Source organism: Algoriphagus lutimaris, assembly GCF_017051705.1.
Taxonomy (GTDB): domain Bacteria; phylum Bacteroidota; class Bacteroidia; order Cytophagales; family Cyclobacteriaceae; genus Algoriphagus; species Algoriphagus lutimaris.
On sequence record NZ_JAFIDJ010000001.1, the window covers coordinates 1447846 to 1467247 of the forward strand.

Annotated in this window: 13 protein-coding genes and 1 other RNA gene; 9 read left to right on the forward strand and 5 right to left on the reverse strand. The window is 37.7% G+C overall.

Going from position 1 to position 19402, the window contains the following annotated elements; translation table 11 throughout:
- The first annotated feature begins 40 nt into the window (after positions 1 to 40).
- The 3 genes from JYB62_RS05900 to JYB62_RS05910 are packed head-to-tail and all read left to right on the forward strand — an operon-like array spanning position 41 to position 5942.
- Complete coding sequence (locus tag JYB62_RS05900; RefSeq protein WP_205644489.1) at positions 41 to 2356, forward strand: PSD1 and planctomycete cytochrome C domain-containing protein; 2316 nt, start codon at positions 41 to 43, stop codon at positions 2354 to 2356.
- Position 2357: 1 nt separating this feature from the next.
- Positions 2358 to 3812: a DUF1501 domain-containing protein gene (locus JYB62_RS05905; protein WP_074223775.1), complete on the forward strand. Its 1455-nt coding sequence runs from the start codon at positions 2358 to 2360 to the stop codon at positions 3810 to 3812.
- A gap of 6 nt (positions 3813 to 3818) precedes the next feature.
- Complete coding sequence (locus JYB62_RS05910) at positions 3819 to 5942, forward strand: c-type cytochrome domain-containing protein (protein WP_205644490.1); 2124 nt, start codon at positions 3819 to 3821, stop codon at positions 5940 to 5942.
- A gap of 89 nt (positions 5943 to 6031) precedes the next feature.
- Here JYB62_RS05910 and JYB62_RS05915 read toward each other — a convergent pair whose 3' ends face one another.
- On the reverse strand, positions 6032 to 7300 hold the full coding sequence (locus JYB62_RS05915) for a S8 family serine peptidase (RefSeq protein ID WP_205644491.1): 1269 nt from the start codon (positions 7298 to 7300) through the stop codon (positions 6032 to 6034).
- Between the two features lie 345 nt (positions 7301 to 7645).
- On the opposite strand from JYB62_RS05915, the gene JYB62_RS05920 reads away from it, so the two are divergent.
- The gene (locus tag JYB62_RS05920; RefSeq protein WP_205644492.1) at positions 7646 to 9850 is read left to right on the forward strand and encodes an adenylate/guanylate cyclase domain-containing protein; all 2205 of its coding nucleotides are present in this window, start codon (positions 7646 to 7648) and stop codon (positions 9848 to 9850) included.
- Positions 9851 to 9890: 40 nt separating this feature from the next.
- Here the strand turns inward: JYB62_RS05920 and JYB62_RS05925 are convergent, their stop codons facing one another.
- Both JYB62_RS05925 and JYB62_RS05930 read right to left on the reverse strand, forming a co-directional pair.
- The gene (locus JYB62_RS05925; protein WP_205644493.1) at positions 9891 to 11264 is read right to left on the reverse strand and encodes a S8 family peptidase; all 1374 of its coding nucleotides are present in this window, start codon (positions 11262 to 11264) and stop codon (positions 9891 to 9893) included.
- A 138-nt stretch (positions 11265 to 11402) separates the two neighbouring features.
- Positions 11403 to 12281 (reverse strand): PPK2 family polyphosphate kinase, encoded by an 879-nt coding sequence (locus JYB62_RS05930; protein ID WP_205644494.1) that lies wholly within the window; start codon positions 12279 to 12281, stop codon positions 11403 to 11405.
- Between the two features lie 124 nt (positions 12282 to 12405).
- Here JYB62_RS05930 and JYB62_RS05935 point away from each other — a divergent pair, with 124 nt between their 5' ends.
- The 4 genes from JYB62_RS05935 to JYB62_RS05950 all read left to right on the forward strand — a co-directional run bounded on the left by JYB62_RS05935 (position 12406) and on the right by JYB62_RS05950 (position 17570).
- Complete coding sequence (locus JYB62_RS05935) at positions 12406 to 13551, forward strand: acyltransferase family protein (RefSeq protein WP_205644495.1); 1146 nt, start codon at positions 12406 to 12408, stop codon at positions 13549 to 13551.
- Between the two features lie 78 nt (positions 13552 to 13629).
- Positions 13630 to 14622 (forward strand): endonuclease/exonuclease/phosphatase family protein, encoded by a 993-nt coding sequence (locus tag JYB62_RS05940; RefSeq protein WP_205644496.1) that lies wholly within the window; start codon positions 13630 to 13632, stop codon positions 14620 to 14622.
- Between the two features lie 11 nt (positions 14623 to 14633).
- Positions 14634 to 15188, forward strand: a complete 555-nt coding sequence (locus JYB62_RS05945) for a DUF4287 domain-containing protein (protein ID WP_205644497.1) — start codon at positions 14634 to 14636, stop codon at positions 15186 to 15188.
- Between the two features lie 96 nt (positions 15189 to 15284).
- Positions 15285 to 17570 carry a S9 family peptidase gene (locus JYB62_RS05950; protein WP_205644498.1) on the forward strand — a complete coding sequence of 762 codons (2286 nt, stop codon included), beginning with the start codon at positions 15285 to 15287 and terminating at the stop codon, positions 17568 to 17570.
- An 87-nt stretch (positions 17571 to 17657) separates the two neighbouring features.
- Here JYB62_RS05950 and JYB62_RS05955 read toward each other — a convergent pair whose 3' ends face one another.
- The gene (locus JYB62_RS05955; RefSeq protein ID WP_205644499.1) at positions 17658 to 18221 is read right to left on the reverse strand and encodes a DUF3109 family protein; all 564 of its coding nucleotides are present in this window, start codon (positions 18219 to 18221) and stop codon (positions 17658 to 17660) included.
- Positions 18222 to 18270: 49 nt separating this feature from the next.
- Positions 18271 to 18744 (reverse strand): DUF4442 domain-containing protein, encoded by a 474-nt coding sequence (locus JYB62_RS05960; RefSeq protein WP_205644500.1) that lies wholly within the window; start codon positions 18742 to 18744, stop codon positions 18271 to 18273.
- A 226-nt stretch (positions 18745 to 18970) separates the two neighbouring features.
- Here JYB62_RS05960 and rnpB point away from each other — a divergent pair.
- An RNA gene (rnpB, locus tag JYB62_RS05965) (RNase P RNA component class A) lies at positions 18971 to 19385 on the forward strand.
- Positions 19386 to 19402 lie beyond the last annotated feature (17 nt).

Below are 19402 nucleotides of genomic sequence, written 5' to 3' on the forward strand. Positions count from 1 at the left end.
TAAAAATTTTTTATAACTTAAGGCCGTAAAACTTTCTCAAATGACCATTAAAAAGTCACATATTCTGGCTTTCCTGCCGATTTTCGCACTGTTTTTTTCCTGTCAGGAAAAAAACAAAGAAGCTAGCTCTTTGGCCAAAATCGATCAAGTCAGTTATAATTTTCATGTCCGTCCCATTCTTTCTGATAAGTGTTTTGCTTGCCACGGTCCCGATGCAAACAAAAGGGAGGCAGATTTAAGATTAGATACAGAAGAAGGTGCCTTTGCAGCTTTAAAAGAAAGTCCGGGGAAATTCGCCCTTGTTTCAGGAAAAATTGAAGAATCGGAAGTGTATCACCGGATCACTTCTGAAGATCCTGGTGAACTGATGCCTCCTCCGGAGTCTAATCTAGCATTGACTGAAAATGAAATTGCGCTTATCAAAAGATGGATCGAAGAAGGGGCTCAGTACGAACCTCACTGGGCATTTACAAGGGCGGAAAAACCTGTCGTTCCTAAAGCAACTGAATGGGCCAACAATGAAATAGACCAGTTCATTTATAATAAATTGCTCGAGAAGGGGTTGAAACCGAACCCTAAGGCTCAACCCTATGAATTGATCAAAAGGGCAAGTTTGGATTTGACAGGATTACCTCCTAGTCCAGAAGTATTGGATAGATTTAAGGATTTTTCAGGAGAATATTCTTACGAAGATTTATTAGATGGACTTTTATCAGATCCTTCCTATGGGGAAAAACTAGCCGTACTATGGATGGATATTTCTAGATATGCGGATAGCTATGGGTACCAAGATGATAATATTAGAACCCAATGGCCTTATCGGGATTGGGTGATCCATGCATTTAATGAAAACCTTCCCTATGATGATTTTATCACTTGGCAGCTAGCCGGTGATCTATTGCCCAATGCAAACAAAGAACAAATTCTTGCTACCGCATTTAACCGAAATCATAAATACACAGAAGAAGGTGGTGTGATCGACGAGGAGTATAGAATAGAATACGTGCTAGATAAAACCAATACCTTCAGTAAGGGTATTTTAGGCATTACAATGGAATGTGCCCAGTGCCATGATCATAAATATGATCCTTTTTCCCAAAAAGACTATTACGAGTTTTTTGCCTTCTTCAACAATACTCCTGAAAAAGGATATGAAGGAGATGTTTCGATTTCCAAACCTGCCAAAACTCCAGTTTTATGGATGGATCATGAAGACCTTTCAGGGATCATGGAATTTATTAATTACCAAGACAGCTCTAAACTTAGCGTTTCTGTGATGGGGGAATTGGAAGGAGAGGAAAAAAGGACCACTTATATCCTAGATAGGGGAGTTTATGATGCTCCAACCATTCCGGTTTCTGCTTCTACACCCGCTTCTATACTTGAGTTTCCAGAGGATTTAGAGGCAAATAGACTTGGATTAGCAAAATGGACAGTAAATAGAGACAATCCATTGACAGCAAGAGTATTTGTTAATTTAATTTGGCAAGAAATCTTTGGTACGGGAATCGTAAAATCAGCAGGTGATTTTGGAATGCAAGGGGATTTACCGAGTCATCCTGAACTTCTAGATTGGTTGGCTGTGGACTTTATGGAAAATGGTTGGGACATCAAGCGATTACTGAAACAAATCTTAAGTTCCGCTACCTATCAGCAATCTGCTGAAATCACAAAAGAACACCTATCGATTGACCCCGAAAACATTTATTTGGCGAGAGCACCAAGATTGAGACTCACTGCGGAAAATATTCAAGACCTGGTTTTGGCAAGTAGCGGACTCTTACATCAAGAACTGGGTGGACCAAGTGTTAAACCATACCAACCTGAAGGAGTATGGGAAGCGGCATCTTCCGGAAGAGGAGTCTTGGCAACTTATATTCAAGACACCGGTAAAAATCTTTATAGAAGAGGCCTTTACAACTTCATCAAACTAACCGTTCCTCCTCCAAAAGCTATCATTTTTGATGCCAGTAATCGGGATCAATGCGAAGTAGGAAGAGGAAGAACCAATACCCCATTGCAAGCCTTGGTGATGCTCAATGATCCTATGGTTTTGGAAGCATCCAGAGTACTCGCAATGAACCTTGGATCTCAATACGACAATGACTTGGAGGCCATCGAAAACGCATTTAAAAGAATCCTATGCAGAAACATGAAATCTGAGGAAAAAGATCTTTTGGAATCTTATTTTGAGGATCAATTAGAGCGATTTGAGAACAATAAAGACCAGATAAAGCCCACCTTGGAAGTTGGGGAATATCCTATTGATCCTAGTCAGGAAACCGCGAGAAACGCTGCTTTAATGCAAGTGATAGTTAGCTTATATAATTTGGAAGAAACGATTACAAAGATTTAAGATGGAAAAGGAACTATTAGAGCAAGGATTAAATCTTAATAGAAGAAAATTTTTGTCCAAGTTGAGCTTGGGTGTAGGAAGTGCTGCTTTAGGATCACTCCTTATACCGGATTTATTCAAAGGGGGAAGTCCTGACGAGGAAGCCATTATGGCTGCCCTCCCCCATTTTGCGCCAAAAGCAAAACGGGTAATTTATTTATTTCAAAATGGTGCCCCAAGCCAATTGGAATCTTTTGACTACAAGCCACTTCTCAATAAAAATATGGGACAGGAACTTCCTGAGTCCATTCGAAAAGGGCAACGTTTGACCGGAATGACGGCTGGGCAAAGCTCTTTCCCTTTAGTTGGTTCTTATTTCAAATTCAATCAATACGGAGAATCCAGGGCCTGGATTTCTGAAATATTCCCCCATACAGCAAGTGTCGTAGATGATATTTGTATTGTCAAATCCATGCATACAGAAGCGATCAATCACGATCCTGCACTTACCTTTTTTCAAACAGGAGCCCAAGTAGGGAACAGACCTAGTATGGGTTCATGGTTGAGCTATGGATTAGGAAGTGAAAACAGCAATCTACCTGCATTTTGTGTACTTCTCAGTAGAGGAAAAGGGAATGGTCAAGGAGTTTACTCTAAACTATGGAGTAATGGATTTTTAGATGCCACCCATCAGGGAGTCCAATTTTCAAATTCAGAAGATCCTGTATTGTATTTAAAAGACCCTAAATCCATGTCTAGAGATGAGCGAAGAAAAATGCTCGATCAAATCTCTGCCATGAATGATTTGAGTTATAGGGAATTTAACGATCCTGCCATCAGTGCAAAAATCCAGCAATACGAAATGGCTTTCAGAATGCAAACGGCGGTACCTGAAATGACTGATGTTTCCAAAGAACCGGATAGCATTATTAAAATGTATGGACCAGATTGCTTAGTTCCCGGCACCTATGCTGCCAACTGTCTTTTGGCGAGAAAACTATCCGAAAGTGGAGTTCGATTTGTGCAATTATATCATCAAGGATGGGACCAACATGGGGACTTACCAGACCAAATGGCCATGCAAGCCAAAGATGTAGACCAAGCTTCAGCTGCACTCATCAAGGATCTTAAGCAACGTGGTTTGTTAGATGAAACCCTGGTGATCTGGGGAGGAGAATTTGGTAGAACCAATTATTGCCAAGGTAAAATCCAGCCAAACAATTATGGTAGAGACCATCACCCTAGAGCCTTCTCTATCTGGATGGCTGGCGGCGGAGTTAAGTCAGGAATGGTATATGGAGAAACTGATGAATTTGGATATAACATTACAGAAAACCCTGTACATGTACATGACTTTCAAGCTACCATGCTCCATTTAATGGGAATAGATCATGAAAGGCTTACCTACAAACACTTGGGAAGGAGATATCGATTGACAGATGTTTCTGGAAAGGTTGTCAAAGATTTACTTGCCTAACCCCTTATGATTCATACAAAACGCTTTCAACAACTTCTCGAAAACGCTCTTTTCGTATGGTTAGGGTTGGCATTGATATTATCAATTGCAGGTACCCATTTATTAATTCCCGGCTGGCTTCAAGTAATTGGAAGAGCTCATCCGCTTTTACTCCATTTCCCAATTGTATTGATACTTATGGGTATTGTGTTTTTTTGGATTCCGAATATTAAAGAGGAATTCAAAAAAGTTGGGACCTACTGCTTGTTGATAGGTAGTAATTTTGCAGGCATCACGGTGATCGCGGGTCTCATTCTAGCACAAGAAGATTATGAAGGTGCTGAACTCAACTGGCATCAATGGATGGGTTTTGCAGCCTATTTACTTTCTGTATTGATCTATTTCCTTAGTCAAAAGAAAGGCCCAATTTTCAAACCACTTTCTTTCATATTGGCTGGAACGGTAGTTCTTACAGGACATTTTGGTGCCAATTTGACCCACGGTAGTGATTTCCTCCTGGCCCCTATCAAAACTGATGAAGTCCCTCAAGTTCAATTAGCGGATGCCCAAGTCTTTAGGGACATGGTTCAACCCATATTGGAAGCTAAATGCCAAAGCTGTCATAAAGAAGGAAAGATAAAAGGCGAATTGCGCCTAGATCATCTGGAAGGGATACAAAAAGGCGGTAAATCTGGACCATTCATATTACCCGGTGACGTGAATGAATCCATGCTAACACAACGAATTCACCTTCCAAAGGAGGAAGAAGAACATATGCCTCCTAAAAATAAGGAGCAACTAACTGATGAAGAAATTGAAATTCTCACAGCCTGGGTTCTTTATGGCGCTGATTTTGACAAAAAAGTAGTCGAATTAGCTCCAGAAAACGAGCTATTTGTCTTTGCTTCAGAAAAATTCAGTAAAACAAAAACTTATTCTTTCAAAGCTGCAGATCCTGAACTTATTCAAGAACTCAATAACTTTTTCAGGAAAGTGAATCCGATTTATCCAGAATCTCCGGCTTTGGAAGTATCCTATTTTGGAATTTCAGCATTTGATCCGGAATCACTCATAGATTTAAAAAAGGTAAAAGAACAAGTGGTAAAACTCAACTTGAATAAAATGCCTTTGGAAAATGTAGACTTTTCATTTTTAAGTGATTTCAAAAATCTGGAAGAAATCCAGCTAAATTTTGCTGACATATCCAACTCACAAATCGAAAGTCTGACAAAAGTAGAAAACCTTCAAAGCTTAGCCATCTCTGGGAATCGTGTGGGAGATGAAGCCATTCCAAGTTTGTTAAAACTTAAAAACTTGAGGAGCTTATATGCTTGGCAAACAGATTTTACGGAAAATGGGAAAAGGCAGTTGTTGGATAATTTAAAAGAAGTAACCATAGATTTTGGTTTTGATGCAACCGGTCTTGTTTATGAATTGAATGCTCCCAAATTAATATTTGATAAAGTATTATTTCAGGATAGCACCTTGTTAGAAATCAAGCATCCAATAGGTACAGTAGACATCCGTTATACATTAGATGGTTCCGAGCCTGATAGTATACAAAGTCCAATGTATACTGAACCTATTTGGATCAGCAATACCTCAAAAATTTCAGCTAGAGTATTTGCCAATGATTGGAAAGGAAGTGATACAGAAAGTATCCTACTCTTCAAATCAGGAGTTCATCCTTCCGATATCATATTGTTAAAGAGCCCGAAAGAAAAATATAGTGCAAATGGCGGGGCCACATTAAAAGATCAAATTAAAGGAAAAAACAACCACACTACAGGAGAATGGCTTGGCTATCAAGATGATCCTGCTGATTTTGTGGTCAAATTTCCAGGTGACAAACATATTTCTAGAATTGTTCTTAGTCTTCTTTATAATGAAAGTGCCTACATATTCCCTCCTAGTCTGGCAGAAATTTGGGTTAAAAAAGGAGATGATTGGACCTTAGTAAAAAAAGAGGTTCCTACTCAAAGCGAAGAAATTAAGTTGCCTAGATTGGAAGCTCTTGCATTCGATCTTCCAAAGGAATCATTTGAGGAAATTCGAGTAAGACTCACTCCTATTCCAAGACTTCCTAAATGGCATCCAGGAGCAGGAGAAAAAGGATGGGTATTCATTGATGAAGTATTGTTAGAAGAATAAAATCTGAAAAAACGATCTCCTTCAACTTCAAAAAAACAAAACCCCCAGCTATTTGCCGGGGGTTTCGTTTTTATAAACCTAATCCAATTTTATCTAGATGCTATTTTATAGCTGATACCGTTGATTGTAATAGTTCCGGAGGATCTTGGAGCACCTCGGGTGGCATGCACAATTCCAGCCATTATTCCAGCAGACATAGAGGTTCCCGACATGATTTGATACACATTTTGTCCATCTCCATTTTGACTTGGCCAAGTTGAAAATACCTTTGAACCTGGCACAAAATAATCAACCCCTGAGCCAAAGTTAGACGCATCATATTTGCTTCCTAAAGCACCACAGCTGAAATCTAAGGCTCCTACAGTGAAAATGTTAGGGCCATTGATACATCCAGGCAAATTTTGAGCGGCATTTCCATTGTCGTTTCCAGCAGACATAACCACAAACATTCCACTATCAGCTATTGTCCTAATAGCTGATGTTAACTGAGGGTTAGAAGTAGCACAATTGGACACATCAAAACTACCCAAACTCATTAAAACCACATCCCCAGGTTGGCCATAATTTGCAATATGATCCAAAGCCAAAAGTATTTTAGCCCAACTACTAATCCCATTATTGTCAAACACTTTTATAGGAATAATTTCTGCTCCAGAAGACACTCCAGTGGCAGATAAACTTCCTGATCCTTTTCCTGCTGCCAACCCAGCTACATGGGTACCATGTCCCAATACGTCATTAAATGGTTGGCCATCTACAAAGGAAATTGCAAGTCGAGAAGACTGATTCACATTCAAATCCCTATGGTTGGCATCCACCCCTGTATCAATCACCCAAATACTTTCTCTCCTGTTATTACTATCTGTTGAACCATTCACTAGGGCTATTGCGCAACTGGCTTTATTCCCTTCATCATATAGCCAAGAAGATTCAATTTCATCGGATTGCATAATTGGTCTTCCTTGCATAATCGGCCTTCCTTGAGAATCAGGTATACCTTGCATAATTGGCCTACCTTGAGTCTCAATATCTTCGTCCACGCTTTCTACCTGGGGATCATTCAATAGACTCTCTCGCTCCTGGTCTGTCAAGGGTGCAACAAAGCCTACTTTTAGATCAAAAAATTGATTTTTGACATTTCTGATTCCTTTGTTATTAAGGAATTCCTGGAGTCTTGCTTTTTTCTGATTTCTCCTATCTTCATTTAAATCAGATTGCCTGATTCTATCAGAATTTGTTGCCCGGTTTTCAAAAACTGGAACTTCGAAAGAAGCTTTCATGGTGACCACATAGGTTTTTTGACTATAACCTGTTAGGCAAATCATAAAAAATAAGAATGCAATCAATAACTTTTTCATAGGGTATATGTTAAAACAATACAAAATCAGCTCAAATGAGTAATGCCAAAATACTCTTTTTATTGTTTAAAATACATTTATATGGTAAATAAAATAGTGTACCTTGAATAATTTCAAGAATCGGAATAAATTGATTCTTCAATTTGATTTAATTCAGCAGAATTTACAAAAAGTAACTAACACAAATTGCTATTTTATGAATGTATATATTGAATGATTGAACAAAATCTTTTAACAAGCCCATATAATTCCCGTATTATTATTTCAAATACAACTTTATTTCGCTTAGTTTAATTGGCTGGGAAAAAATGCAAACTACAAAGACCCCAACTTCTGTAATTTTTTATGGATCAAGTTTTAAATAGGAAACATTCAATCGTCTACTTTTCTGATATTGTCGGATATACCCTTTTGATGGGTCAAGATGAAGATCATGCCTTCGAATTAATGAAGCAGAATTTGGTTCTTCACTCAAAGGTATTCGAAAAATATCAGGGTGAAATCATCAAAGAACTTGGTGATGGAATTTTGGCAATTTTTGAAACTGCAGAGGACGCGTTAGCAGCCAGCCTAGAAATACAAAAAGAATGGGGGAAATCAAGTGAATTAGAGCTTAGAATTGGTCTTCATTGTGGCGGTATTATCCTTGACCACGGAGACGTCTATGGGGATGCGGTCAATATTGCTTCTAGAATTCAAAGCATTGGGGTTCCCTCCTGTGTTTTATTCTCATCAGATGTATTAGCCAACCTCCCAAAACAAACCAGATTTACACATATTAATTTAGGACTTTTCCGACTGAAAAATGTCGCGAAAGAATTGGAACTACATGCTCTGACCAATGCTCCTTTGGCCACTCCAAAAAGGGCCGATATGATCAAGAAGGTGAAAATCCAAGAGCGGGAACCTTGGAAATTCTGGGTGGCTCTGGCTTCTATCCTTACCATTCTTTTATTTTTAATTTATTCCCTGTTATGGAACAATTATACATGGGAAAAAGAAAAATCCGTGGCCGTTTTACCTTTTACCAATATTATAGCCAATCCAGATCAAGCATTTTTTGCAGAGGGTCTTACTGAGGATGTAATTTCTCATATTTCTAAAATTGAAAGTATTAAAGTAATTGACAAGCAATCAGTCTATGCCTTTGAAAACTCCAAAAGCCCTCTTGATTCCATCGCTAGAGTCTTAGATGTAAGCACTATTTTAAAAGGGTCGATACAATGGATAGGAGATAATATTCGAATTGATATTCAATTAATAGACCCTATTGAAAATAAGAATCTCTGGAATCAAACCTATAATAGAGAAGTTAAGGACATTTTTAAAGTTCAAGCTGAAATAGCCTCAAAAATTGCCAATGTGCTTAATAGTAATTTAAGTTCAGAGGAGAAAGCTCAAATTTCAAAAGAACAAACTATTAGTTTTGATGCATACGAACTCTATCTCAAAGGGAAAGAGAGTTATGGATTAAATAATGTTTCTGAAACTTTAAATGCGATTGACTATTTCAAAAAAGCATTGGATATCGACCCGAATTATGCCGCAGCTTACATTGGTTTAGCAGATTCCTATGCTAGGCTAAGTTTTTATGGCGAAGGTGAAAAATGGCTTGATTCAAGTTTTAATGCGAGTGAAAAAGCTTTATCCATCGACCCGTATTATGAAGGTGCCTACAAATCCAGAGGAACCGTATTTTATTATAATGGGCAAATTGAATATGCCAGAATCTCTTTGGAAAAAGCACTGGTACTAAACCCTAATTTCAGTAGTGCAATGGGTAATTTGGCTACTGTTTACATGACTCAAGGAAATCTGGTTAAAGCACTTCAGCTTCAAATAAAATCCAGCATGTATAATCCTGCAGTATACATACCATTTCAAATTACTGGTTGGATTTATAGAATCCTAGGACAACCCAAAGAAGCTTTGGACTGGCTGGATCAAGCCAATTCCATCACCTATGATGCAGTGACTTCAGAACAGAAAGGTTACTTGTTGCTGGACCAAGGAAAATCGTCGGAAGCGATTCAATTAATTCAGGAAATTTTAATAAGTGATTCCTCTGACTTTGGAAAAACTTCTGCTGGTTACCTAGCTTTTTACGCCAATCAGCATGAACTATCTACCACCATATTAGATGAAGTACTACAAAACAACCCGGATGCTTTGTATGACAGATATAGTTCCGCACCAATATATCAAGCATTCAATTATCAATTATTAGGGAATCAAACTCAAGCAGACATTTATATAAAATCTGCCCTATCTGTTCGGGAAGAAGAAGCTAGGAATGTATCTGATGATTTTAATTTATGGTTAGATCTTGCTCAGCTTGAATCCTTAAAAGGAAACAAAACTAAGGCCCTAGATTATTTGACTTTAGCAATAGACAATGGTTTTAGAGATGAATTTATTTTAAGATTTAATCCAATCTTTAAGACGTACCTTCAAAATGGTGACTTGACTCCTTTTATAAACAAATTGGAAAACATCCGTTTTGAACTTAATAAAGAATTAGAAACTTTTGATCTACAGCGTGCAAATTAACTACGCAACATTTATTCCTTAATTTCCTGTTTTGCATACATCAATTCCCAATTTTCCCAATTGGATAAGAAGGGTCTGGATCTCCAGGTGCTGCTCCTCTTTTGATCGTTGTTATATTCCCTACAGGTGATTGATGGTAAAGAATTCCTGAGAAAATTGCTGTGGAAAAAGAAGTCCCTGAAACCATCACATACATGCCACCGGGAGCAGTAGTGAAAATATTTTCACCAGGTTCTAGGTAATCAAGAGATGGCATTCCATAATTTGAAAAACTGGAGAACAAATAGGACCCTGAATTTAATACCTCAACAGAACCTATTGTAAATAATTTAGATTTGACAGAAGTAGGTTTAGTAGAAAGATCAATACAACCTGGGAAGTTCATTAAGGATTCTTCCGAACTATTACCAGCAGACATTACGACATAAATACCTTTTTCTGCAAGTTCAAGTATTTTTTGATAAACAATACCGCTTTCGCAAGCGCTTGGGTTCACTTTATAACCCAGACTAAGATTTACAATATCGCCGGGCTGCCCATTCGCTAAAACATGCTCTAATCCAGATTTAATCCTTGATGTATTAGAGTTACCATCCGCATCAAAAACTTTTATTGACACCATTTTAGCACCAGGATAAACTCCGTTGATGCCATAACCAAATTCATATTCAGGCTTTGTAGATGCTTCCCCTCCCACTATTCCTGCAATGAATGTTCCATGGCCCAATTCATCATTAAAGGGATTAGGATCAAGTTTAGCGAAGGATATAGATAAATCTTTTTCACTCAATTCGAATTGGATATCTTGATGAGTGGAATCAATACCCGAATCAATAATCCAAATTCTATGGGAAGGATTACCGCTGGCCGGAGCCCCTCCTCCTATTTCCTGAACCATTCTACTTGCCTTATTAGTAGAATCATATCGAAGCTGCTCTTGCATAATGGGCCTCCTCGCCTGTAGAATATATTCTGATTGCATTATTGGTCTCCTCGCTTGGACACCAATACTCTGTACTAACTCATAGTGGTAAGTGCCTTTTTCTCGTTCAAGGTTTATCAACTCGGAAGCAGTCAAATCATCAAGGTAAACAGAAACCTCAGAATAAAGTCGAATTTGATTTTCATCTACATTGATAGAACTATCAATACTTTTAATAATCTCTATTACTCGGTCCTTCAATTCTTTAATTAAAGGCAAGCATTCTTCTGAAGTTAATCCAAGACTACAACCCGGGGAATTCATTAAAGGAGTTAATAGGCTTTCTTCCTTGAAAATCAATTCATAGTTGATTTCCTCTTTGCTGGTATTGCTTGCAATTTGTTCACCATTTGAATCAGAGGTCTTTTGCCTATTACAAGAGGTTAAAAAAAAAGCAAAACCAAACACTAAAAGAATCAAATATCTTTTCATAACAACAAAAATTTAACCCATTAAAAATCAACTCATTAAAAGTTTTTAAGTTAAAAAAAATCAACGTTATTCAAAAATAATCCTATTTAAATATCACAAATAGTGCTTTTTTAAAAGCATTTTTAGAACTACAAAATTTTACTCTTTCTGCAGTTCTTCCCTATATAGATGAATATTTTCTTCAATAGATTCTTCTAATTCAGGTTCTTTAATATCCTTGTATCGCGTCACTTCATCTAAAATAGTCTTGGCAACCAATACCCTGGCAGTTTCTTTATTATCCGCAGGAATAATATACCATGGGGCATGGGGCTTGGAGGTTCTATTGATCGCTTCTTCGTAGAACTCTTGATATTTTTCCCAATACCCTCTTTCTTTCAAATCTCCCGGCGAGAATTTCCAATTATGTTTCTTCTTATCTAGTCTTCTAAGCAATCGTTGTCTTTGCTCCTCTTTACCTAAGTGCAAGAAAAACTTTAAGATGATCACTCCATTTTGGCTAATATGATTTTCAAAATTATTGATTTGCTCAAATCTATTTTCCCAAAAATCTGGAGTAATATCTTCTACTGAGTTTATCCCAGGGAGATTCTCTCCCAGAATATATTCAGGATGCACTCGAGTTACCAACACGTTTTCATAGTGAGTTCGATTAAATACAGCATATTTTCCTCTATCTGGTAAAGCAATATAATGTCTCCATAAATAGTCATGTTTTAATTCATTGGATGTAGGAGTTTTAAAACTATGAACTACAACTCCACGAGGATTGAATTCTTTAAAAACCTCTCTAATCAAACTATCCTTCCCAGCTGTATCCATCCCTTGCAGACAGACCAACACCGAATATTTACTGTGAGCATACATGATGTCTTGATGCTCACTTAATTCCTCTCTAAACTCATTCAGCTTTTTTGATTTTTTCTTTTCTGAAGTTTCCAAATCGTAGGATGTTGAAATTTTACTTAACTCAATAGGAGTTACCACTTTAAACTTTTCGGAATCTATATTTTTCATAAGGAGAATTTTAATTCAATAAAAAATTGGCTGAAGGCCTTAATCCAAGATAATATTTTATATTGAGGCAGGAATACTTCCTTCATTTTTTTTAAGTTTAAACCCAAACGATCAAACCTTAATTATGACTTTAAAACAAGATACAGGAATCTTAAGCAATCGGTATCTAGCATTAGATGTTTTACGTGGCATGACCATCGCCTTTATGATCATTGTGAACACCGCGGGTGATTGGTCAAATTTATATGCTCCTTTGGCTCATGCCAAATGGCATGGTTTCACCCCTACCGACTTGGTTTTTCCAACATTTCTATTTGTAGTAGGCAATGCTATGAGCTTTTCCATGAAAAAGCTACAAGACATGTCTGCCAAGAATTTCTTTAAAAAAGTAGGAAAGCGAGCCCTATTGATCTTTTTAATAGGGTGGCTACTAAATGCATTCCCCTTTTATGAACTCACAGAAAATGGCGGATTTAGTTTTATCAAACTGTCTGAAGTTAGATTATTTGGGGTTCTTCAGAGAATTGCCCTCAGCTATTTCTTTGCTGCCATCGTCTTGTATATTGGTGGGATTAGATTAGGCTGGATTTTTAGCGCGATTGCCTTGCTTGGCTATTGGGGCATCATGTATATTTTCGGAGATCCGACAGATCCTTATGGATTGACAGGAAATGCTGCTATTCAATTGGACCTTTCTTGGATTGGTGCTGAGAGAATGTATGGAGGTGAAGGAATTCCGTTCGATCCAGAAGGAATTTTAAGCACCCTTCCAGCCATCGTGAATGTAATAGCTGGTTACATCGTTGGGCGGATGATCCAGAAACTGGGGAATAGCATGGAATCCATCAAAAAACTGCTCATTGGTGGAGCAATACTAATTGTTGCAGCATATGTCTGGGACCTTGTTTTCCCGATCAACAAAAAGATTTGGACCAGCTCCTATGTATTGTTGACTGTCGGAATTGATATGTTGATTTTGGCTGTTTTGGTATACATTATAGAATTGAAAAAAGTAAATAATTGGACTTACTTTTTTGAAGTTTTTGGAAGAAACCCATTGATATTATATGTCGCATCCGGATTGGTAATTACTCTTTTTGGAATGATCCCTATTGGGGAAATGAGTTTAAGAGCCATTATTTATCAAAATTTGTTTACCAGTTGGTTAAGCCCTAAAAATGCATCGTTCTTTTTTGCATTCAGCTATATGCTCCTGATTTGGATCATAGGCCTTTGGATGGACAAAAAACGTATCTACATCAAGGTTTAAAGTAGTTGCATCGAATTTGTATTCTATACTCTGAATTTTGTAAATTATCCCTGCTTTTTAATTAAACAGGGATTTTTTATGATATTAAAAATTGGAGTATACAATGTGGAATGGATGAGGGAGCTCTTTGACCCTGAAGGAAATCCGATCACCACTGGAAAAGAAGGAGAAAGAAGTCAACAATTAGCAGAGGTGATAGAGGCCATGGACCCAGATTTTCTAGGTATCGTGGAAGGCCCAAACACATTGGTCAATCTTTCCAAAACAGCTAGTATCCAATTGGAAGCCTGGGTTCAAGAATTTATACCTCACAAAAATCTGAAGGGTATACATGGTTTTCCATCACCTGGTCAACAGGAACTTTGTGCTTTATATAATCCAGACAAAATAAACGTACTTTTTACCCCTGAAGTAAAGGAAGGGAAAAGGTTTGATGAAGCTTTCCTATTGGACACGTTAAATCGACTCATTAAAGAGCAGTATAAACATTACAGGCCCCCATTAGAACTTAGCATTTTAGGGTTAGATGACACTTTATGTACTAGGGTGATTATTGCTCACACTAAATCAAAAGGGATTTTTGACATGGTGGACTATGCTAGATTTGAACAAATTTCCCAACGAGATCGCCTCAAGTTATTTGCAGAATGTATGTCCATTCGCCAGCGCTGTGATGAGTATTTGGAGAAAGGACAGCAAGTCATGGTCATGGGAGACATTAATGATGGATTTGAACTTGACTTTTACGAAAATAAGTTCAGCAAATCAGCAGTTGAACTTTTGCTTGGAGATACTTGGTATCCAGAATTCATCCTAAAATCTGTTTTGCCTAAACCCAAATTAAATTCTTATGGATGGACTCCCAATTCGAGTAGATTCAAAGACCGAATTACAGGAGACCAAGTCAATGTACTGATTGACCACATTTTGGTCAGCCAAGGAATTCAAGTGCTCCATGGAAAAGTATGGAATCCCTACCTGGAAAAAGATGATGATCTGATTCAACATGTTAAAACGCAATTGAAAAATGCTTCGGATCATTTTCCAATAGTATCTGAAATCGAATTTTAATACCTAGTACAATGGACCAAGCAGAACAAACCATGATGGATAACCTTCAAAAAAACACAGGAAAAAGCCTGGATGAATGGGTATCAATTGTTAAAAAAGAAAATTTTTCAAAACATGGTGAAATCCTCAAGTTCTTAAAAAGTGATCATGGGTTTACCCATGGTTTTGCCAATCTAGTCGCCCACAAAACATTGAAATCTGATGCAGGATCTGCTAGTGGATCGGATGAATTGATTTCCAAACAATACAAAGGAAAAGAGCACCTATTACCGCTATATGAAAAATTAATTACTGAAATTAAAACCTTTGGAAACGATATAGAATTTGCTCCAAAGAATGCCTATGTGAGCGTCAGGAGGAAGAAACAATTTGCAATGCTAATTCCTGCTACGAAAACCAGGTTTGACATTGGAATCAATTTAAAAGGCCAAGAACCCACTGGCATGCTTGAATTAGACACTAAATCTAATGGAATGGTAAGCCATAGAATCCTAGTCAATCCGGAAGAGCAATATTCAAAAGAAGTAATTAGCTGGTTAAAAATGGCTTACGATGCCGCTGGTTAAAAACCATTTATAAAATAAGTTTACTATTTATCAATTTTAGAAGAGTTTCTCTAGATTTTAGGTTCTAACTTGATATCTGTAAAATACTCTTAATTCATGCTTCCTTCATTACGTTCAAATCCCATTAAAAAGTATTTTTTCTTGCTAGCTTTTGTGGCACTAATTTGTAATAGTGCATTTTCTCAAATCACTGAAGAAACCTATCATAAAGCCGAATACTTTCTAAGTAATAATATTCAAAGGGAGGTATACCACTTAGATGTAAACCCAAATTGGCTAGAAGGAAAAACCAGCTTTTGGCATCTAACCCATACCCAAGATGGTAAAAGGTTTTTCTTGACGGATATATCCGAAAAAAAGACAGTTGAGGCATTTGATCATGCAAGGCTTGCAAAATTGCTAGAGGAAAAATCTGGCCAGCCCATAGATGATCGTAATCTCCCCTTTAACCGAATCTCCTTCAATAAAGACCAATCTTTGAGTTTTCAATGGCGAAATAAAACCTGGACATTCCAAGAAGAAAAACTCGAATTTAAAAGATTGGAAGATTCCGAAACAAGGGACCGCTCTATTTCCCCCGATGGAAATTGGAAAGCTTACACCGAAAATTTTAATTTATTTGTCGAAAATCTAGAAACCGGAGAAGAAATACAGTTAAGCTTTGATGGAAAGAAAAATTATGAATATGCCTCTTTTTGGGGATGGTCCGACATGATCTACGGAGAAGATGGAGAAAGACCGGAACATTTTACCGTCAATTGGTCCCCAGATTCAAAAAGAATACAAACTCAAATAGTAGATCTGAGATTAGCTGAGAAAATGTTGCTCTTGGACAACAGCCAGGATGATAAGTTTCGTCCTCAGTTAAAAGGTTATTATCGAGGCTCCCCAGGGGATACTACTGTGGTCACCTATACACCCGTTCTATTTGATATAGAGTCCAAACATTCCACCAAGTTCACGGAATTCACCTCTCCACATTTTATTGGAATGTACTTCAATTGGAATCCGGATGGCAAGTATTTATTCGGGACTTATTTACATAGAGGTTTTAAAGCTTTTGATTTGGTAGAGATCAATGCGGAAACAACTAAAATCCGAAAGGTATATTCTGAACCCTCTCCTACTCATATCAACAATAATAATATCATCCGAAGATTGGATAATGGGCAATTCATTCTTGGAACAGAAAAATCAGGCTGGAACCAGCTTTACTTAATGGATTGGGCCTCTGGAAAGCTGGTAAATAGAATAACCAATGGGGATTATGTAGTGAAAAACCTACTCTCAATTGATGAAGAAAAGGAGATAATCTATTTTGAAGCAGCAGGCGTAGATAAGGATGTAAATCCTTATTATTCCTTTGTATACAAAGTCAATTTTGATGGGACTGGACTGCAGCTTTTAACCCCTGAGAAATCATTTCATGATATTTCGTATTCTGGAGGGAGCAAGTATTTTGTAGATAATTACTCCACTGTAAATGAACCTACAGTCTCTGTTGTCAGGGAATTAGAGACAGGTAAAATTGTCCATGAAATTTCAAAAGCAGATATCTCAAACCTTTTAAAGAAAGGGTATCAAAGCCCTAAGCAGTTTGCCGCCACCGCCAAAGATGGCAAAACTACCATTTATGGAATCTATTATTTACCTACCACCTTTTCAGCAAAGAAAAAATATCCGATTGTAGACTATACCTATACTGGGCCACATATTGACATTACGCCAAAAACCTTTCGTGCAGGTCTCATAGGGCTTCAACAGCCTATGGCGGAACTTGGATTTATTGTGGTTACCGTAGATGGACTTGGGACCCATGGAAGAGGAAAAGCTTTCAACGATATTTCCTATAATAATCTTGGTGATGGTACTACTGACCATGTATTAGCCATTAAAGAGTTGGCTAGTAAAAACTCATTTATGAATGTAGAAAAGGTGGGAATATTTGGTCATTCTGCAGGTGGTTATGATGCAGCCAGAGCTATGTTATTACATCCTGATTTTTATAAAGTAGGGGTTGCTTCTGCTGGTGATCATGATCATAGAATGGAAAAGGCTTGGTGGCCTGAAATGTATATGGGATATCCTGTGGGGGATTTCTATCATAAGCAATCCAATGTTACCAATGCCGCTAACTTGAAAGGGCATTTGTTATTAGCCCATGGTGGGGTCGATGAAAATGTCAACCCTTCAGCAACCTTCAAACTAGCTGAGGCCTTAATCAATGCAGGCAAGGATTTCGAGCTGTTTATTTGGCCAAGTAGAAATCACAGTTTCGGTAGAACAAGCGGAGATTACTTCACAAAAAAACGCTGGGATTACTTTATTGAGCACCTGCTAGGTGAGGAACCAATCAGGCACTACCAAATAAAAACTGATTAGAGCTCAAATACCTGAGGTTTCCAATTGAAATTATGGGTGATTACATGACTACCAAATCCAAATTTCCTTGGATGAAGTATAGTCTGATTATCCTTCTATTTCTTTTACCAATTCCTCATACCATGCTTCTCCATATTTTCGGATCAATGCATCTTTTAAGAATTTATAGATAGGTACTTTCAAACTTGATCCCAATTGGCAAGCAGGGTCACAAATATGCCATCGGTCGTAATTAAGCGCATCAAATTCATCGTATTTGGTCACACGGATGGGATACATATGGCAACTGATCGGCTTTTTCCAGGAAATTTTCCCATCCAAATAAGCCTGTTCGATACCGCATTTTAAAATCCCTCGCTCATCATACAATGCATAAGCACACTCTCGGTTATCTCCAATGGTAGGGGTTCCTTTATCGCCATCTTTATCAATCACCCAAGTTCCCTGAGCTTCAATTACCTTTCTACCCTCCTCGGTGATATAATCTTTTACAATTGGATAAATATCCTCAATGATTTTAGTTTCCTCATCTTCCAATGGAGCACCTGCATCTCCTTCCACACAGCATGCCCCTTTACAGGCTTCCAGGTCACAGACAAAAAAATTCTCTTTGATATCATCAGAAAGAACCGCATTTCCTACTAAAATCATAATTAATAAATTTTCTCATCAAAGGTAAGCAATGCTTTGGAAAAGGAGTTTAGGAATTTAACTTTTGAAAGTCCTTCTTTTTTACATATACCCCTTTTTTCAACTTTGCTATTAAATTTCCATTGACATCTTTCACCTCACAAGGAAACTCGAAAATATGCCTTCCTTGATCGTCTATGATATTCTTGACCTGATTAACCTCTTCCTCAGTCATTGAAAAAATTGCGAAAACAGTTCCCTTACCTGGTTTTACAAATTCTATATGTGCGTATTTATCCCAAACAATATATTCTTCCCCAAGATTGGAAAGTAAAATAAACATAAAGAACGGATCACACATGGAGTATAAAGAGCCTCCAAATGCTGTCCCAATCAAATTTCCATTATACCAAGTTAGTTTCAATCTCACTTTAAACATCCGGAAATCCGGAGAGTAGTCAATCACCTTGATTCCTGAAAAAAGATAGGGTGGATACCAGTTTATTGCACGAATTAATTTTTTGAATCTATTGCTTGCATTCATTCCTAAAAGTTACAGCAATAAAACGAAAAGAACCGCTCACGTTTGAGCGGTTCAACCCAGCACTATGAAAATCAGCTATTTTATAGCTTATCAATTTAGAAACCCTCAAGTTCTTGAATTGTTCAATAATTATTAAAAATAAAGGACGATTCCTTTATCATCATTTATTACAGACCATTTAACAAAGAGATGAAACCCTTTCGGTATAAAATTCCGTACTTTACGTCGTGCAAGTCGTCTTGTCGCTGCCCTGGTTATCATCGGGGGAGAGGAAAGTCCGGGCAACGTAGAGCTCCATACTTCCTAACGGGAAGGGGGCTGACTGGTGACGGTCAGTTTACAGAAAGTGCCGCAGAAAATATACCGCCTACTTCCGATTCGTCGGATTGGGTAAGGGTGAAAAGGTGTGGTAAGAGCCCACCGCCTTGGCAGTGATGCCAGGGGCATGGCAAACCTTATGGGTTGAAAGATCAAATAGGCCTCGGGCAAAGTGCTGCTCGTACGATTCTCGTATTTTACGGGATTCCGAGGTGGGTAGATCGATAGATCCTGACCGCAAGGTCAGGGCTAGATAAATGACAAGAATCTTTCTGATTTTAATCAAAAGGAAACAGAACCCGGCTTATAGACTTGCACTTTTTTCTTTTATATTAGAGAC

What these genes read in the sequence shown, in the direction of transcription:
- JYB62_RS05900 (WP_205644489.1), top strand. Translation starts at nt 41, where the DNA reads ATGACCATTAAAAAGTCACATATTCTGGCTTTCCTGCCGATTTTCGCA.
- JYB62_RS05905 (WP_074223775.1), top strand. Translation starts at nt 2,358, where the DNA reads ATGGAAAAGGAACTATTAGAGCAAGGATTAAATCTTAATAGAAGAAAA.
- JYB62_RS05910 (WP_205644490.1), top strand. Translation starts at nt 3,819, where the DNA reads ATGATTCATACAAAACGCTTTCAACAACTTCTCGAAAACGCTCTTTTC.
- JYB62_RS05915 (WP_205644491.1), bottom strand. Translation starts at nt 7,300, where the DNA reads ATGAAAAAGTTATTGATTGCATTCTTATTTTTTATGATTTGCCTAACA.
- JYB62_RS05920 (WP_205644492.1), top strand. Translation starts at nt 7,646, where the DNA reads ATGGATCAAGTTTTAAATAGGAAACATTCAATCGTCTACTTTTCTGAT.
- JYB62_RS05925 (WP_205644493.1), bottom strand. Translation starts at nt 11,264, where the DNA reads ATGAAAAGATATTTGATTCTTTTAGTGTTTGGTTTTGCTTTTTTTTTA.
- JYB62_RS05930 (WP_205644494.1), bottom strand. Translation starts at nt 12,281, where the DNA reads ATGAAAAATATAGATTCCGAAAAGTTTAAAGTGGTAACTCCTATTGAG.
- JYB62_RS05935 (WP_205644495.1), top strand. Translation starts at nt 12,406, where the DNA reads ATGACTTTAAAACAAGATACAGGAATCTTAAGCAATCGGTATCTAGCA.
- JYB62_RS05940 (WP_205644496.1), top strand. Translation starts at nt 13,630, where the DNA reads ATGATATTAAAAATTGGAGTATACAATGTGGAATGGATGAGGGAGCTC.
- JYB62_RS05945 (WP_205644497.1), top strand. Translation starts at nt 14,634, where the DNA reads ATGGACCAAGCAGAACAAACCATGATGGATAACCTTCAAAAAAACACA.
- JYB62_RS05950 (WP_205644498.1), top strand. Translation starts at nt 15,285, where the DNA reads ATGCTTCCTTCATTACGTTCAAATCCCATTAAAAAGTATTTTTTCTTG.
- JYB62_RS05955 (WP_205644499.1), bottom strand. Translation starts at nt 18,221, where the DNA reads ATGATTTTAGTAGGAAATGCGGTTCTTTCTGATGATATCAAAGAGAAT.
- JYB62_RS05960 (WP_205644500.1), bottom strand. Translation starts at nt 18,744, where the DNA reads ATGAATGCAAGCAATAGATTCAAAAAATTAATTCGTGCAATAAACTGG.